Consider the following 14,410-nt stretch of genomic DNA (forward strand, 5'->3'; position numbering starts at 1 on the left):
TTTTATGGGTACTGCCACAAATGAACGCGCCATCTCCGTGGCGCCAGTGCCCGGCAGGGCTGTCTCCTCACCTGCATGGGCTGCATTATGCCGTCTGTATCCACAAATGACACCTAGGGAAGTCCCGTAGCCGGCGACGGCTTGCCGGTCAGGAAACCCTGCATAGGGGCAATGCCTCATGGACAGCATTCCTGCCTGCGTTCCTGGACCCGCTGTCCAGTGGCGCCGCACGATGCCCTGATCCCTGGCTTCCCGGCCGCTCAGCATACCGGCCGACGCCAGGCCGAATAGGCGAAAAAATCGGGGAAATCCCACTCTCGGACGGGATCATCCATACTGTCCCACATCGGTGCGCTCATGCCAAAGTACGGAACGCGCCCACGCGACGCATTGCCACCCGCCGCGCCGGCTGGCTCAATAACCTCCCGAAACAAACTCTAGCCCCGTCCCAGCGGCGGGGCCGCCGGAACGGCGGAGACGCAGTCATCGGCCAAGCAGCGCGCAACAGCTTCGCTCATGCGCATGGCGCCCGCGCGAATCACCCCGTCGTAAGAAGCGAAGTATCCCTGGATGGCCTCGCGGCCCACGAAATGACTGGGGCGCCCGCCGAACAGCAGTCCGTACTCGCAGTACACGGCGGCCAGGGCCGCCGCGTCCCAGGCGGCACCCGCCCGGTTCCAGTCGGCGACGGCCCGATCCAGCGCCTCCCGGGTCATCCGGGCCTCCTTGAGACCATGAGGACGAACCACGGAAACGTCGAGACTTGTGGACGGCGGGCGGCGCGCCAAGCAATCGGATCGATGGATTCCGTACTTCGGCAGTCACGTCCGCGGCGCCGCTGCCCCGGAACGGCAAAGGCCCCATCTTCTTTGGAAGGCGGGGCCTCGCGCATCGGCACGGCCTCACGGCCGGGCCGGAACCCGCGTCCCGCGCGAGGCGGGACGATCACATGTTGTCGATCAAAACATGTAATCTTATATTATTTTCATAAAAATCATCGGCTTGTGGAATCGTACTCAACACCATGGCCCCAAACATCTACACCTTGCTATATAGAGCACACATGCATACATTAGGCGAATGCCCCTCAGATGCAGCCCTCAGCCTTCAGACCTTTTCGCAATACGGAGAAGAAAGTATGATGAAAAAAGCAGGGCAGACCTGTCACCCATCATCAACGAGTACTAGTATGACTACTCTGCAAGCCAAGCAACTTTTAGGCTACACACTGAACAAGAGGACGAAGATCGCACCGTCTCGTCCTCTCACGTCCGTACAATCCTCCACTGCTGGGACGACGCAGGTAACGACGGCCGCCAAAAAAGTCATCAAAGAGCACCGGAAGGTTCTGATCGCACTACGAGACCGGTAAGTGCTCGACATCAACTTCGTCATCACCGTCCACGACGAAATCATTGCCGAACTCGGTGGCCTGCCAGGATTCTCTGGGGGTGGCATCGGGGCCGTGGAATCTGCACTGACCAGGGTCGAGATGCATGCGCATTATGCTGCTCTTGACGATGTATTTGGGATCGCTGGTCTATATGCAGAAGCCCTTGCCAGAGGTCATGTCTTCAACGACGCAAACAAAAGAACTGCCCTGACATGCGCCCTGACGTACTTGTACCAGGAAGGTATCGTCATCCCTGAAGTACCTGAATTAGAGGAAGTCATGGTCAGACTCGCCTCTGGAGAGGTATCGGGCGATGAATTTGCTGATTTTCTGAACGCGGTTTGGGAAAAGCAGGGAGTGTCAGATTTTTTGTGGGCGGGGCGGTTTGACATCGTTTAATCCCTCGTCTCGGTGAACCGTTCACCGAACAGGATGGCGAACTGATTCATGGCTGCTTTCCACGTATGAACCGATCGTGACGGCTTGGCCAGCACGTTTCGCAGCGCCAGCCATAGGAGTTTGACGGCCGCCTCGTCGCTGGGGAATTGGCCCCGGTTCTTGATGATTTTACGCAGCTGCCGATTCATGTTCTCGATGGCGTTCGTGGTATAGATCACGCGCCGGATATCGGGTGGGAAGATGAAGAACGGCACCACATGTTCCCAGGCCCGCTCCCAGGCGGCCACGATCGTCGGATATTTCGTGCCCCAAGGGCCAGCCGCGAAGGCGGCCAGCGCCTCTCTGGCCTGTTGCTCATTGGCGGCGGCATAGATGGGCTTGAGGGCGGCGGCGACCAACTTACGGTCCTTCCAGCCGGCGTAATCCAGGCTGTTGCGCATCAGATGCACGATGCAGGTCTGCACCGTCGTTTTCGGGAAGACCACGTTGATGGCCTCGGGCAGGCCCTTTAAACCATCGACCACGGCAATCAGAATGTCCTGGCAGCCCCGGTTCTTGAGCTCGTTGAAGACCTTGAGCCAGAACTTCGAACCTTCGGTCTGCTCAATCCACAGCCCCAGCACGTCACGCTCCCCGTCAGCGTCGATCCCCAGGGCCAGGTAGACCGCCTTGTTGACCACCAGCCCGTCGGTGCGGATCTTCACGCGCAGGGCATCGAAGAACACGACCGGGTACATGCGCTCCAGGGGCCGATTCTGCCAGGCCACCGTCTCGGTCATGACCTCGTCAGTGACCTCGCTGATGAGCTCGGGCGAGACATCCGTGCCATAGGTCTCAGCCAGGAATGCCTGGATCTCGCGCACGCTCATGCCCCGGGCGTACAGGGCGATGATGCGCTCATCGAACCCGGCGAAATGGCGCTCATGCTTGGGGATCAAGACCGGCTCGAAGGTACCGTCCCGGTCGCGGGGCAACTGCACACGCATCGAGCCGTGTTTGGTCAACAGCGTCTTGGCGCTCACGCCGTTGCGTTCGTCGGCCTGTTGGGCGGGCTTGTCTTCGCCGGCGCGGTAGCCAAGGTGCGCGTTCATCTCGCCAGCCATGGCCCGCTCGATGACCGCCTTGCCAAAGGCATCAATCAGATCCTCGACCTCCATGGCCGACATCGGGCCTTCGACCAGGCCGTCCAGCAGATGCTCAGGCAGCTTCGGGAATCGGGCTGTACGGGCGGCCGCCTGGGCCGCAATAGATGGCTTCTTGTGTTTCACGGGCATATCCATGATCCTTTTCTCTCATGTTATGCCTCGCCCACAAAATTCAGGACACTTGACCACGACACTCGAAAAGCATCAACAACCAGGTGTTTAGCACCCTTCCCTGTCTCTCCCTCAAGCACAGCCCCACAGATCAGATCTCCCCGTATTGCACACCCACTTTCACGCTTATGCCTGTCGGATGTACGCCGCATCGTTCCGGACAAGTTTCGGGCTTCGACGAATTTTGTTCTGGTCTAATTCTGGTGGACACCTCGATAGGGGATAATCCTTCCCAACGAGAGCCAGCAAGATATGACCCGTATTCGTAGAAGTTTTGACGCCGCCTTCAAGCTCCAAGTGGCGCAGATGATCCGAGAGCAAGGCCTGAGCGTGGGCCAGGTTTGTCGCGATCTGGACCTGATTGACAGCGCAGTGCGCCGCTGGCTGGCCCAGTACGACGCCGAACAATCAGGCCAGGTCGGGATCGGCAAGCCGCTGACGCCCGAGCAGCAGCGCATCCGCGAGTTGGAGCGTGAGAACCTGCGACTGCGCGAGGACGTATCACTGCTAAAAAAAGCATCGGCCTTCTTCGCCCGGGAACTGAAGTGATCCAGAAACTGATCGATCAGTGGCAGAAGAAGGCCAGCACTGCCCGTCTGTGCCGGTTGTTGGGTGTCAGCCGCTCTGGCCTGTATGCTGCCCGCCACCGGCAGCAAGCGCCGCGAGCCTGTGCATTGAGTACGCCCCTGCAAGCCGCCTTCCTGGCCAGCGGTGGCAACTACGGCAGCCGTCGGCTGTCTGCGGCGTTGAAGGCTCAGGGTCTGGACGTCGGCCGTTACCGTGTCCGTGGGTTGATGAAACAGCACGGCCTGCGGGCGCGCTGGAGGCGTAAGTTCGTCCACACCACCGACAGCCGACATGATCTGCCGGTGGCCGCCAACATCCTGGATCGGCGCTTCAATCCCAGGGCGCCTGACCAAGCCTGGGTGGCTGACATCACCTACATCCGCACTGGGCGCGGCTGGCTGTATCTGGCTGCTGTGCTGGACTTGTACTCGCGCAAGGTCGTCGGCTGGGCGATGGCGCCCAGCATGCCTGCTGAGCTCGTATGTGCGGCCTTGCGCATGGCCATCGCACTGCGCCAGCCCGCGCCCGGCCTGATTGTGCATACCGACCGTGGCAGTCAGTACGCCAGCCAGGCCCACCGGGATCTGTTGGATCGTCACGGCTTGATTGCCAGCATGAGCCGCAAGGGAAACTGTTGGGATAACGCCGTGATGGAACGCTTCTTCCTGAATTTGAAGATGGAGCGAGTCTGGCAACGAAACTACGCCAACCCCGCTGAGGCAGTCACTGACATCAACCACTACATCGTCGGCTTTTACAACACCCATCGGCTGCACTCCACTCTCGGATACCGATCACCAACCGACTACGAGAAAGCCACTACCTGAAACGCCCTATCGCGGTGTCCACAAAAACTTGACCACGACACTTTGCCGCCTTACCCCAATACAGCGCCTCATCCGCTTCCTGTACGTCAGGCCAGCGCTTTGCCTTCCGGCTTCCTTCAGACTCGCAGTCACCCGCGAAACCCTTGCCGTAGGCTCACTCTTCCCCTTGTCGGGCGAGTACGGGACTTGCACCCACTAAAAAGCCCCGCTCTCCTATTGAAAGCGGGGCCTTTCCAGACCTCAATGAATCAGTTGAAAACCGATCACATATTGTCGATCATCACCTGGCCGAAACCGGAGCACGACACCTGGGTCGCGCCTTCCAGCAGGCGGGCGAAGTCGTAGGTCACCTTCTTCGACAGGATGGACTTTTCCATGCTGCTGATGATCAGGTCGGCTGCTTCGGTCCAGCCCATGTGGCGCAGCATCATCTCGGCGGACAGGATTTCCGAACCCGGGTTGACGTAGTCCTTGCCGGCGTACTTCGGCGCGGTGCCATGGGTGGCCTCGAACATGGCCACGGAATCCGACAGATTGGCACCCGGAGCGATGCCGATCCCGCCGACCTGGGCGGCCAGGGCGTCGGAAATGTAGTCGCCGTTCAGGTTCAGCGTCGCGATGACGTCGTATTCGGCCGGGCGCAGCAGGATCTGCTGCAGGAAGGCGTCGGCAATGACGTCCTTGACCACGATGTCGCGGCCGGTCTTGGGGTTCTTGAACTTGCACCACGGGCCGCCGTCCACCAGCTGGGCGCCGAATTCCTTCTGGGCCAGGGCATAGCCCCAGTCGCGGAAGCCGCCTTCGGTGAACTTCATGATGTTGCCCTTGTGCACCAGGGTGACGCTCGGGCGGTCGTTGTCGATGGCGTACTGGATGGCCTTGCGGACCAGGCGTTCCGTGCCTTCGCGCGACACGGGCTTGATGCCGATGCCGGACGTGCCCGGGAAGCGGATCTTTTTGACGCCCAGCTTGTCCTGCAGGAATTCGATGAGCTGGCGGGCCTTGTCAGATTCGGCCTCGAATTCGATGCCGGCGTAGATGTCCTCGGAGTTTTCGCGGAAGATGACCATGTCGGTCTTTTCCGGCTCGCGCACGGGCGAGGGGACGCCCTTGAAGTAACGCACCGGGCGCAGGCAGACGTACAGGTCCAGTTCCTGGCGCAGGGCCACGTTCAGTGAACGGATGCCGCCGCCCACCGGGGTGGTCAGCGGGCCCTTGATGGACACGACGTATTCGCGCACGGCTTCCAGGGTTTCCTCGGGCAGCCAGACGTCCGGACCGTAGATCTGGGTGGACTTTTCACCGGCGTAGACTTCCATCCAGTGGATCTTGCGCTTGCCGCCGTAGGCCTTGGCGACCGCGGCGTCCACGACCTTCAGCATCACCGGGGTGATGTCCTGGCCGGTGCCGTCGCCCCCGATGAAGGGAATGATGGGCTCATCGGGGATGTTCAGGGAGAAATCGGCGTTGACCGTGATCTTCTGTCCGCCGGCCGGGACCTTGATGTGCTGATAGGACATGGGTGCTCCAGTGTTGCTGGGTTTGTTGTTCAAGAGAAAGGGGAAGCAGTCTTATATAAGAGTTTAGCGTAAACTGGCCATCGGCAGACAGCCTTTTCCCTCCTATTCTACCGGCCGGCGCCCCGGAAATACCCGAATCCGCGGGTTAAAATGAGCAATTCGGCCGTCTCTCCCATCCCTCTCCATGTTCAACCCCTCCAAGGAACAGGTCCGCGCGTTCTTCACCGACGCCTGGCGCAAGCGCCGCGAAGGCGGGGTGCTGACGCCGCTGGAGACCATGGCCGCCGATCTGGTCGAGCGCCACCCCGAATACCACGACGATCTGCGGGATCCGGACGCCGCCGGGCGCGACTACCCGGTCGAGGCCGGCCGCACCAACCCCTTTCTGCACCTGTCGATGCACCTGGCGATCCAGGAACAGCTGTCGATCGACCACCCGCCCGGCATCCGGGCCGCCTGGAACACGCTGTTGCAGGGCCGCGACGAGCACGAGGCCGCCCACGTCATCATGGAAGCCCTGGGCGAGGTTGTCTGGGAAGCCCAGCGGCTGGGCAAGCCGCTGGACAATGAACGCTACCTGGATCTGATCCGGCGCCACGCCACGCGAGGCCGCTGAACGGCCGGACACGCGAGGGCCTCGCCGGAAACGGCAATGGCCGATGCGCGCAGCGCCCCCGCGCCGGACGAAGAAACACCCGCCTGGCGGGCGGGCCGGGCGGTCATCCGGCGGAGGATATCGCGCGCTACTTGCGCACGGCCAGCGACGAAGGCTGGGCCGACAGCCAGGCGGAGATATTCTCGATGTCGGCGGCCGACAGTTGCGCCGCCATGGCGCCCATGATGGCGTTCTTGCGCACGTTGGCCGAAGCCGGCGCCCCCGCCTGGCCACGCTGATAGGCGGTCAGGGCATGGGCCAGGTAGTCCTGGTGCTGTCCGGCCAGGATCGGATAGTCGGGCTGCAGAGGAGACTTGGCATCGGCACCGTGGCAGGAAACGCAGGTGTATTTCTCAAAGGCGGCTTTGCCGGCCTGCAGATCGGCCGCCCGCGCGCCGGTGGCCGTCAGTCCGAGACCCAGCAGGGCAATCCACAATGTACGCATGATGGTGTTCCCCCGGATCACTTGAGGCTGGAATAGTAGGCCGCCACGTCGGCCATGTCCTGTTCGGACAGGGACCGCGCAATGGCATCCATGGTCGGAAAGGAGCGCGCGCCGCTGGCGTACTCTTTCAGCGCCGCGACGATGTAGGGCGCGCCCTGACCAGCGATCATGGGGACGTGGTACAACTCCGGGTATGCTGCCTTGTAGCCCGGGATTCCATGGCAGCCGATGCACATGGAAACCTTCCCGGCGCCAGCCTGGACAGTGCCCTGGACAGCGGGCGGATCGGCCGCCAGGGCCGGACCGGCCAGCAGACAGGACGCCGCCACCACGACGGCGCCCAAACCACGATCAAGCATTGCTCGCGACTTCATATGGCCTCTTGTCTCTCTGATTCATATTGTGTCGGCATCGGCCAGCCTCCTGCCGGGCCGATGAGGCATGTCGATTGTACGATAATTGATTCGATACAGTCAGGCATCGAAATTTCAAACCCATAATATCCACCTTCCGGCACCCTCCCGGCACCACTTCCCCGCTTCCATGAACCGCACGACCGCCTCCGCTCCGCACGACCGTTTCGACGGCACCGACCGCTACGTCGCCACCGAATCCCTGAAGACCGCCGTCAACGCCGCCCTGGCGCTGCAGCGCCCGCTGCTGGTCAAGGGCGAGCCCGGCACCGGCAAGACCCTGCTGGCCGAGGAAGTCGCCCGCGCCCTGGACCGGCCCCTGCTGCAATGGCACATCAAGTCCACGACCAAGGCGCAGCAGGGCCTGTACGAATACGACGCCGTCTCGCGCCTGCGCGATTCCCAGCTGGGCGAGGCCGCCGTACACGACATTCGCAACTACATCGTGCAGGGCGTGCTGTGGCAGGCCTTCGAGTCGGAGCGGCCCTGCGTGGTGCTGATCGACGAGATCGACAAGGCCGACATCGAATTCCCCAACGATCTGCTGCGCGAGCTGGACCGCATGGAATTCCACGTCTACGAGACCCGCCAGACCGTCCGCGCGCGCCACAAGCCCCTGATCATCATCACCTCGAACAACGAGAAGGACCTGCCCGACGCGTTCCTGCGACGCTGTTTCTTCCACTACATTGAATTCCCCGACCGCGAGACCCTGACCGATATCGTGGCCGTCCATTTTCCGGACCTGCGCGCCGACGTCCTGGGTGCGGCCCTGGACGCGTTCTTCCGCCTGCGCGACATCCCCGGGCTGAAGAAGCGCCCCTCGACCTCGGAATTCCTGGACTGGCTGCATCTGCTGCTGGCCGAATCCGTGCCGCCCGACAGCCTGGCGCGCGGCGACGTGCCGCCGCTGGCCGGCGCCCTGCTGAAGAACGAGCAGGACCTGAACCTGCTGCGGCGGCTGGCCGCCCTGACGCAGCGCGGTGGACGCTGACCGTCTCCGCGCCAAGACGGCCAGGCCCGACGCGACGCCTTCCCCGATCATCCATCAACGGACCAAACCATGAGCACCCCCGGTTTCAAACAAGCGCCCCGCCCCGTCACCCTGGAGGGCCATGGCGTGCGCCTGGTCCCCTTGTCCCTCGACCACGCCAGCGGCCTGCGCGCCGCCGCCGCCGACGGCGAGCTCTGGAATCTGCGCGTCACCTCGGTCCCCGAACCCGACCAGACCGAGTCCTACATCGCCCAGGCACTGAAGGGCCGGGACGACGGCCACATGCTGCCCTTCGCCGTCACCGACGCCGCCGGCGGCGCCATCCTGGGCACCACGCGCTACCACGACATCGTGCCGGCGGTCGCCCGTCTGGAGATCGGCTACACCTGGTACGCCCGCTCGCACCAGCGCACCCACATCAACACGGCCTGCAAGCTGCTGCTGCTCGAGCACGCCTTCGACGTCCTGGGCGCCGCCGTCGTCGGCTGGCGCACCGACAACTACAACCACGCCTCCCAGCGCGCCATCGAGCGCCTGGGCGCCCGGCGCGACGGCGTGATCCGCCACCATGCCCCGCGCCGCGACGGCACCGTGCGCGACACGGTCATGTACAGCCTGCTGGCGGGCGAATGGCCCGAGGTCCGCGCCCACCTGCTCTACCAGCTGCGGCGCCCCCGCGCCTGAACTCGCATTCCCGTTCCCCTGGCCATGCTGACCGACTTCTTCACCCAGTTGCGCGCCGCCGGCATCCCGGTCTCGATCCGGGAATACCTGAGCCTGCTGGAGCTGCTGTGCAGCCCCGCCGCGCCCGCCGACACGGAAGAGTTCTATCACCTGGCGCGCCTGGCGCTGGTCAAGGACGAGACCCGCTATGACCGCTACGACCGGGTCTTCGCCGCCTTCATCGGCCAGCTGCAGGCCCGCGCGGGCGGCCCGGACATCCCGCCGGACTGGCTCGTCCAGACCTTCCGCAAGCAGCTCAGCGACGAGGAAAAGGCGGCCCTGGAACGGCACGGCTGGGACCGGCTGATGGAAATGTTCCGCGAACGCCTGGCCGAACAGAAGGGACGCCACGCGGGCGGCAGCAAGTGGATCGGCACCGGGGGCTCCTCGCCCTTCGGCCACGGCGGTTACCACCCCGAGGGCATCCGCGTCGGCGGCCCCTCGGCCGGCAACCGCACCGCCGTCAAGGTCTGGGAACGGCGCGACTACCGCGACTACGACGACCAGCAGACCCTGGGCACGCGCAACTTCAAGATGGCGCTGCGGCGCCTGCGGCGCTTCGCCCGCCAGGGCGCGGCGCTGGAGCTGGACATGCCAGGCACCATCCGCGGCACCGCCGAACAGGCCGGGATGCTGGATCTGCACTGGGTGCCCGAGCGCCACAACGCGGTCAAGGTCCTGATGCTGCTGGACGTGGGCGGCAGCATGGACGACCACATCGCCCGCATCGAATCCCTGTTTTCCGCCGCGCGCAGCGAATTCCGGCACCTGGAGGTCTATTACTTCCACAACTGCCCCTACGAGTCCGTCTGGCGCCACAACAGCCGCCGCCACGGCGAGCGCATCGAGACCTGGGACCTGCTGCGCACCTACGGCGAGGACTGGCGCCTGATCCTGGTGGGCGATGCTTCCATGAGCCCCTATGAACTGCTGTATCCGGGCGGCTCCATCGAGCACAACAACGAGGAAACCGGCGCCGCCTGGCTGCAGCGCATCCTGGGCCGCTGGCCGCGCGCCGTCTGGCTGAACCCGGAACCCTCCGGCTCCTGGCAGTACCGCCAGTCCATCGCCCTGATCAAGGAACTGATGCACGACCGCATGTTCGGCATGACGATGGACGGGCTGGAACAGGCCATGCGGCTGCTGTCGAAGTAGACCGCCGCCCGCCTCATCTACAGTCGACGATCGCCCGCCCGTTCCGCCTGATAGGCGAAGGTGACGAACATGGCATGGGCCAACGCCATCGAACTGACCAGGGATCGAAACCCGAAGATGGGACGCTCCTTGATCAAGAGCGTGTGATCCGCCAATTGCGCATAAGGGCTCATGTGACTGTCCGTGATGGCCACGATCGCCGTACCCTGCTCAGCGGCGAAGCGCGCGATGTCCAGCGTTTCCTCCGCATACGGTTCGTAGCTGAACAGCACCAGCACGTCATTTTTCGCCATGAGCCTGATCTGGCTCTGATACATGCCGCCGGTATTTGTGATCTGCATCGCATTGGATCGGACATGCTGCAGGGCATAGGCCAGGTAGGCTGCCACCGGATAGGTGCGCCGCATGCCCACAATCCAGATTTTCTCCGATGCGACCAACTGCGCGACAACCGCGTCGATTTCCTTGAGATTGGATTCCGCACCCAGCGAGACCAGTTCCTCGATGGAACGCTGGGTTGACTGCCGGATGATTTCATCGCTGCCGAAATCCCCCTGCCGGGTATTGAGTACCTGCCGGATCCGGTCCTGGTACGAGTTCTCGAGCGCGACCTGACGGCTGAGCTGTTCCTTGAAAACCGACTGCATGTCCGAAAAGCCGCTGAAGCCGAAGTGGTGGGCAAAGCGGATGATCGCGGACGGCTGGACCTCGCAGCGCTCGGCAATGTCCTTGATCTTGTAGAGCCCCACGTATTCATGATTCTTTTCGATGAACACGGCAATCTTGGCGAGCTGTCGGCTCAAGCTGTGAAAGTCGCGGGAGATCGCCTGCAACAGCGCCTCCACGTTTTCCAGCGGCTCATCGTTCTTTTTTACCATCGTCCCTCCATACCTGGATTGATCTGTTCCCCAGCCACGATCAGGAGCCTGACCAGGCATCGCCGGCCACGCCCTGGAACGGTTCCGATTGTATGTCCCTAGTGGAAGTTATTTTCTAAGTGATTACACTTATAGAATAAATTTTCCATTAATTTTAAAGTCTGGTTATCTCGACAAGCAGCCACACAGACGACGGCACCAGGCCCCGCAGGGAACGCACCGTTTCAGGACTCGGCTTACATGATCTACAGCTTTGATTTCACAAGTCTTCTGCCACACTGGCACGCCTTCCTGGACGGACTGTGGCTGACGACCCGGTTGTCGTTCTCGACGACGGTCCTGGGCTTCGTGTTCGGCACCCTGCTGGCCATTGGCCTGGACAGCAAGGGTTGGGTCGTCATTCCCTGCCGGATCTACGTCGAGCTGATCCGCAACACGCCCCTCCTGGTCCAGTTGTTCGTCGTGTTTTTCGTCTTCCCCGCGCTGGGATGGAAAATCTCCGCGATGACGGCCGCCGTACTTGCGCTGGGCGTGAATCTCACCGCCTATGCCAGCGAGGTGATCCGCGCCGGGATCCAGTCCGTGCATACGGGTCAGATCGAAGCCGCCCAGTGCCTGGGTCTGAACAAGACCCAAGTGTATTGGCATGTGATTCTCATGCCCGCCATCGAGAAGGTCTATCCCGCGCTGTGCGGGCAGTTCGTGCTGCTCATGCTGGCCTCGTCCCTCACATCCCAGATCTCGGTGGACGAACTGACCGGCATCGCCGCGCAGATTCAATCAGCGACCTTCCGCTCGTTCGAAACGTATGCCGTCATCGCCCTGCTCTACTTGATCCTGGCCTTCTGCATGCGATTCGGTCTCTGGCTGCTGGGGATGATGCTCTTCACCCGTCGCCGCCGGCTGGGCACCTCGATCTAGGCCGCCACCATGAGTACATTCACGCAAACCCATCTCGACATCATCCTCCAGGGAGCAGGCTGGACCGTGATGCTGTCGTGCATCGCCATGGCGGGCGGTGGAATCCTTGGCCTGCTGATCGCCCTGAGCAACATCTCCAAAAGCCGGACCTTGCGTCTGCTGTCAAGCGTTTACATACAGCTGGTGCAAGGCACGCCGCTGCTGGTGATCATGTTCCTGTCCTTTTTCGGACTGTCGATCCTGGGCTGGAATCTGCCCGCCATCGTCGCCGCCGCGCTGTCGCTGTCGCTATACAGCGGCGCACACCTGGGCGAGATCTGGCGCGGCTGCATCCAGTCCGTCCCCAAGAACCAGTGGGAAGCGGCGGAATGCCTGGCGCTGAGCCGCTTCGTGCGCATGGCCCAGGTCATCCTGCCCCAGGCCCTGCGGATCGCCACCCCGCCGACCGTCGGGTTCATCGTGCAGCTGATCAAGAACTCGTCGCTGGCGTCCGTCATCGGTTTCGTCGAACTGGTGCGGGCCGGACAACTGGTCAACAACACCATCTTCGAGCCCGGGATCGTCTATTTCCTGATCGCGGCGCTCTACTTTCTTATGTGCTATCCGCTTTCTGTCTTCAGCAGGAAGCTAGAGAGGAAACTACATGTCGGCCGTCGTTGAACTGCAGGATGTCCATAAAAAATTCGGGACGAACACAGTTCTGAATGGCGTGTCCTTCTCGGTCGAGAAAGGGCAGGTCGTCGCCATCATCGGGCAAAGCGGATCGGGCAAGAGCACAGCGCTGCGCTGCATCGACCGTCTCGAAACCATCGACCAGGGGCGCATCATTGCCTGCGGACACGAAGTCAGCGATCCCAAGGTCGATCTGCTCACGCTGCGCAAGGACATCGGGATCGTGTTCCAGGGATACAACCTGTTCCCCCACCTCACAGTGCAACGCAACATCACATTGGCACTGACGAGTGTGAAGAAAATGCACCGTTCGCAGGCCAATGCGGTCGCCGAGGAAGTCCTGGACCAGGTGGGGCTGCTGGGCAAGATCCATGCCTATCCAGAGGAACTGTCCGGCGGACAGCAGCAGCGCGTCGCCATCGCCCGGTCGCTGGCGATGCATCCCAGCCTGATGCTCTTCGACGAAGTGACCTCGGCGCTGGATCCGCAACTGACAGGAGAAGTGCTCAGGGTCATGGAAGGGCTGGCCAAGAACGGCATGACCATGATCATGGTGACGCACGAAATGGGATTCGCGCAAAAGATCGCGGACATCATCATCTACATGCACCACGGCAAGGTGTGGGAAATCGGTGGGCGAACGCTTTTGCAATCGCCTCAAACAAAAGAGCTGCAGGACTTTATCAGCAACGGGCTCTAAATTCTGGAGAATGGGACATGAACCTGAAGAAATTCGCAAGCATCGCTTTCATCGCCACCAGCTGCGCCGTCGCGCTGCAGCCGGCCAGCGCCGACACGCTGGATGACATCCGCTCGGCCGGCACGCTGCGCGTCGCCATCGACCTGGGCCTGCCCCCATTCGGCATGCTGGATCAGAACCAGCAGCCCACGGGCTCCGACATCGACGCCGCCAAGCTGCTCGCCCAGGATCTGGGCGTCAAGCTCGAAGTCGTGCGCACCACCACCCCGAACCGGATCCCCTTCCTGCTGACCAACAAGGCCGATGTGATCATCTCCACCTTGTCCATCACGGAAGAACGCATGAAGGTCATCGACTTCTCCAAGCCCTATTCCGTACTCGCCCAGGCGGTGGCCGCCCCTGAAAGCATGCCGATCAAGGGATACGCCGACCTGAAGGACCAGAAGGTCGCCAGCGTGCGGGGGTCCCAGGGCGACACGATGCTTTCGGCCAACACCAGGGACGCCAAGATCATGCGCTTCGACGATGACGCCACCGCCGTGACGGCGGTCCTCAGCGGGCAGGCGGACATCCTGGCCAACTCCACCGCCGTCATCCAGACCCTGAAGGACAAGGCGCCAGACCGCCAGTTCGAGACCAAGTTCCTGATGAAGAACTACGCCCTGGGCGTCGGCCTGCGCAAGGGCAGCCCCAAATTCAAGGCGTTCCTCGACGAGTGGGCACAAAAGAATTTCCAGAACGGCAAGCTCAACGCCATCTACAAGGGCTACCTCAACGTGGATCTGCCGGCCGACCTGATGGAGATGGAACCGGCCAAGTAAGGCCCGCCGCC

At 62.4% G+C, this 14,410-nt stretch carries 16 protein-coding genes; 10 read left to right on the plus strand and 6 right to left on the minus strand.

Annotated features, from left to right (window positions below):
- Window positions 1–437: 437 nt before the first annotated feature.
- Window positions 438–716: a hypothetical protein gene (locus ACTPOE_RS06455; RefSeq protein WP_458871378.1), complete on the minus strand. Its 279-nt coding sequence runs from the start codon at window positions 714–716 to the stop codon at window positions 438–440.
- A gap of 656 nt (window positions 717–1,372) precedes the next feature.
- On the opposite strand from ACTPOE_RS06455, the gene ACTPOE_RS06460 reads away from it, so the two are divergent.
- Window positions 1,373–1,792: a type II toxin-antitoxin system death-on-curing family toxin gene (locus ACTPOE_RS06460; RefSeq protein ID WP_458871379.1), complete on the plus strand. Its 420-nt coding sequence runs from the start codon at window positions 1,373–1,375 to the stop codon at window positions 1,790–1,792.
- On the opposite strand, the gene ACTPOE_RS06465 is transcribed toward ACTPOE_RS06460, so the two are convergent.
- Window positions 1,789–3,066 carry an IS256 family transposase gene (locus tag ACTPOE_RS06465; RefSeq protein WP_458871381.1) on the minus strand — a complete coding sequence of 426 codons (1,278 nt, stop codon included), beginning with the start codon at window positions 3,064–3,066 and terminating at the stop codon, window positions 1,789–1,791. The two genes, ACTPOE_RS06460 and ACTPOE_RS06465, sit on opposite strands and share 4 nt — an antisense overlap.
- A gap of 294 nt (window positions 3,067–3,360) precedes the next feature.
- On the opposite strand from ACTPOE_RS06465, the gene ACTPOE_RS06470 reads away from it, so the two are divergent.
- A protein-coding gene (locus tag ACTPOE_RS06470) for an IS3 family transposase (RefSeq protein ID WP_458871239.1) occupies window positions 3,361–4,502 on the plus strand; the annotation gives its coding sequence in 2 pieces (ribosomal slippage) (window positions 3,361–3,628 and window positions 3,628–4,502; 1,143 coding nt in all).
- 263 nt (window positions 4,503–4,765) lie between these two features.
- On the opposite strand, the gene icd is transcribed toward ACTPOE_RS06470, so the two are convergent.
- Window positions 4,766–6,022, minus strand: coding sequence for an NADP-dependent isocitrate dehydrogenase (icd, locus tag ACTPOE_RS06475; protein ID WP_458871382.1), 1,257 nt, complete (start codon window positions 6,020–6,022; stop codon window positions 4,766–4,768).
- Window positions 6,023–6,206: 184 nt separating this feature from the next.
- Between icd and ACTPOE_RS06480 the strand changes: the two genes are divergently transcribed.
- Window positions 6,207–6,638 (plus strand): DUF1841 family protein, encoded by a 432-nt coding sequence (locus ACTPOE_RS06480; protein ID WP_458871383.1) that lies wholly within the window; start codon window positions 6,207–6,209, stop codon window positions 6,636–6,638.
- A 127-nt stretch (window positions 6,639–6,765) separates the two neighbouring features.
- Here ACTPOE_RS06480 and ACTPOE_RS06485 read toward each other — a convergent pair whose 3' ends face one another.
- Together ACTPOE_RS06485 and ACTPOE_RS06490 are read right to left on the minus strand one after the other, a co-directional pair.
- Complete coding sequence (locus tag ACTPOE_RS06485; protein ID WP_458871384.1) at window positions 6,766–7,122, minus strand: c-type cytochrome; 357 nt, start codon at window positions 7,120–7,122, stop codon at window positions 6,766–6,768.
- A gap of 17 nt (window positions 7,123–7,139) precedes the next feature.
- On the minus strand, window positions 7,140–7,496 hold the full coding sequence (locus tag ACTPOE_RS06490; protein WP_458871385.1) for a c-type cytochrome: 357 nt from the start codon (window positions 7,494–7,496) through the stop codon (window positions 7,140–7,142).
- A 169-nt stretch (window positions 7,497–7,665) separates the two neighbouring features.
- Here ACTPOE_RS06490 and ACTPOE_RS06495 point away from each other — a divergent pair, with 169 nt between their 5' ends.
- From ACTPOE_RS06495 to ACTPOE_RS06505, 3 genes are all read left to right on the plus strand, one after another.
- Window positions 7,666–8,529, plus strand: a complete 864-nt coding sequence (locus ACTPOE_RS06495) for an AAA family ATPase (RefSeq protein ID WP_458871386.1) — start codon at window positions 7,666–7,668, stop codon at window positions 8,527–8,529.
- Window positions 8,530–8,598: 69 nt separating this feature from the next.
- Window positions 8,599–9,213, plus strand: a complete 615-nt coding sequence (locus ACTPOE_RS06500; protein WP_458871387.1) for a GNAT family N-acetyltransferase — start codon at window positions 8,599–8,601, stop codon at window positions 9,211–9,213.
- Between the two features lie 24 nt (window positions 9,214–9,237).
- Window positions 9,238–10,407: a vWA domain-containing protein gene (locus ACTPOE_RS06505; protein WP_458871388.1), complete on the plus strand. Its 1,170-nt coding sequence runs from the start codon at window positions 9,238–9,240 to the stop codon at window positions 10,405–10,407.
- A gap of 17 nt (window positions 10,408–10,424) precedes the next feature.
- On the opposite strand, the gene ACTPOE_RS06510 is transcribed toward ACTPOE_RS06505, so the two are convergent.
- On the minus strand, window positions 10,425–11,285 hold the full coding sequence (locus tag ACTPOE_RS06510; protein WP_458871389.1) for a MurR/RpiR family transcriptional regulator: 861 nt from the start codon (window positions 11,283–11,285) through the stop codon (window positions 10,425–10,427).
- Window positions 11,286–11,525: 240 nt separating this feature from the next.
- On the opposite strand from ACTPOE_RS06510, the gene ACTPOE_RS06515 reads away from it, so the two are divergent.
- Genes ACTPOE_RS06515 through ACTPOE_RS06530 form a run of 4 tightly spaced genes read left to right on the plus strand, consistent with a single transcriptional unit; the run spans window position 11,526 to window position 14,399 of the window.
- Window positions 11,526–12,206 (plus strand): amino acid ABC transporter permease, encoded by a 681-nt coding sequence (locus ACTPOE_RS06515; protein ID WP_458871390.1) that lies wholly within the window; start codon window positions 11,526–11,528, stop codon window positions 12,204–12,206.
- A gap of 9 nt (window positions 12,207–12,215) precedes the next feature.
- A complete protein-coding gene (locus ACTPOE_RS06520; RefSeq protein ID WP_458871391.1) occupies window positions 12,216–12,866 on the plus strand; it encodes an amino acid ABC transporter permease in 651 nt (216 codons plus the stop codon).
- On the plus strand, window positions 12,850–13,578 hold the full coding sequence (locus tag ACTPOE_RS06525; RefSeq protein ID WP_458871392.1) for an amino acid ABC transporter ATP-binding protein: 729 nt from the start codon (window positions 12,850–12,852) through the stop codon (window positions 13,576–13,578). The genes ACTPOE_RS06520 and ACTPOE_RS06525 overlap by 17 nt, the downstream gene beginning before the upstream one ends.
- 17 nt (window positions 13,579–13,595) lie before the next feature.
- Window positions 13,596–14,399, plus strand: a complete 804-nt coding sequence (locus tag ACTPOE_RS06530) for a transporter substrate-binding domain-containing protein (protein ID WP_458871393.1) — start codon at window positions 13,596–13,598, stop codon at window positions 14,397–14,399.
- Window positions 14,400–14,410 lie beyond the last annotated feature (11 nt).

This window comes from Castellaniella sp. WN, from assembly GCF_054457555.1.

Coding starts and splice junctions, on each gene's coding strand:
- ACTPOE_RS06455 (WP_458871378.1), bottom strand. CDS start 716: ATGACCCGGGAGGCGCTGGATCGGGCCGTCGCCGACTGGAACCGGGCG.
- ACTPOE_RS06465 (WP_458871381.1), bottom strand. CDS start 3,066: ATGCCCGTGAAACACAAGAAGCCATCTATTGCGGCCCAGGCGGCCGCC.
- icd (WP_458871382.1), bottom strand. CDS start 6,022: ATGTCCTATCAGCACATCAAGGTCCCGGCCGGCGGACAGAAGATCACG.
- ACTPOE_RS06480 (WP_458871383.1), top strand. CDS start 6,207: ATGTTCAACCCCTCCAAGGAACAGGTCCGCGCGTTCTTCACCGACGCC.
- ACTPOE_RS06485 (WP_458871384.1), bottom strand. CDS start 7,122: ATGCGTACATTGTGGATTGCCCTGCTGGGTCTCGGACTGACGGCCACC.
- ACTPOE_RS06490 (WP_458871385.1), bottom strand. CDS start 7,496: ATGAAGTCGCGAGCAATGCTTGATCGTGGTTTGGGCGCCGTCGTGGTG.
- ACTPOE_RS06495 (WP_458871386.1), top strand. CDS start 7,666: ATGAACCGCACGACCGCCTCCGCTCCGCACGACCGTTTCGACGGCACC.
- ACTPOE_RS06500 (WP_458871387.1), top strand. CDS start 8,599: ATGAGCACCCCCGGTTTCAAACAAGCGCCCCGCCCCGTCACCCTGGAG.
- ACTPOE_RS06505 (WP_458871388.1), top strand. CDS start 9,238: ATGCTGACCGACTTCTTCACCCAGTTGCGCGCCGCCGGCATCCCGGTC.
- ACTPOE_RS06510 (WP_458871389.1), bottom strand. CDS start 11,285: ATGGTAAAAAAGAACGATGAGCCGCTGGAAAACGTGGAGGCGCTGTTG.
- ACTPOE_RS06515 (WP_458871390.1), top strand. CDS start 11,526: ATGATCTACAGCTTTGATTTCACAAGTCTTCTGCCACACTGGCACGCC.
- ACTPOE_RS06520 (WP_458871391.1), top strand. CDS start 12,216: ATGAGTACATTCACGCAAACCCATCTCGACATCATCCTCCAGGGAGCA.
- ACTPOE_RS06525 (WP_458871392.1), top strand. CDS start 12,850: ATGTCGGCCGTCGTTGAACTGCAGGATGTCCATAAAAAATTCGGGACG.
- ACTPOE_RS06530 (WP_458871393.1), top strand. CDS start 13,596: ATGAACCTGAAGAAATTCGCAAGCATCGCTTTCATCGCCACCAGCTGC.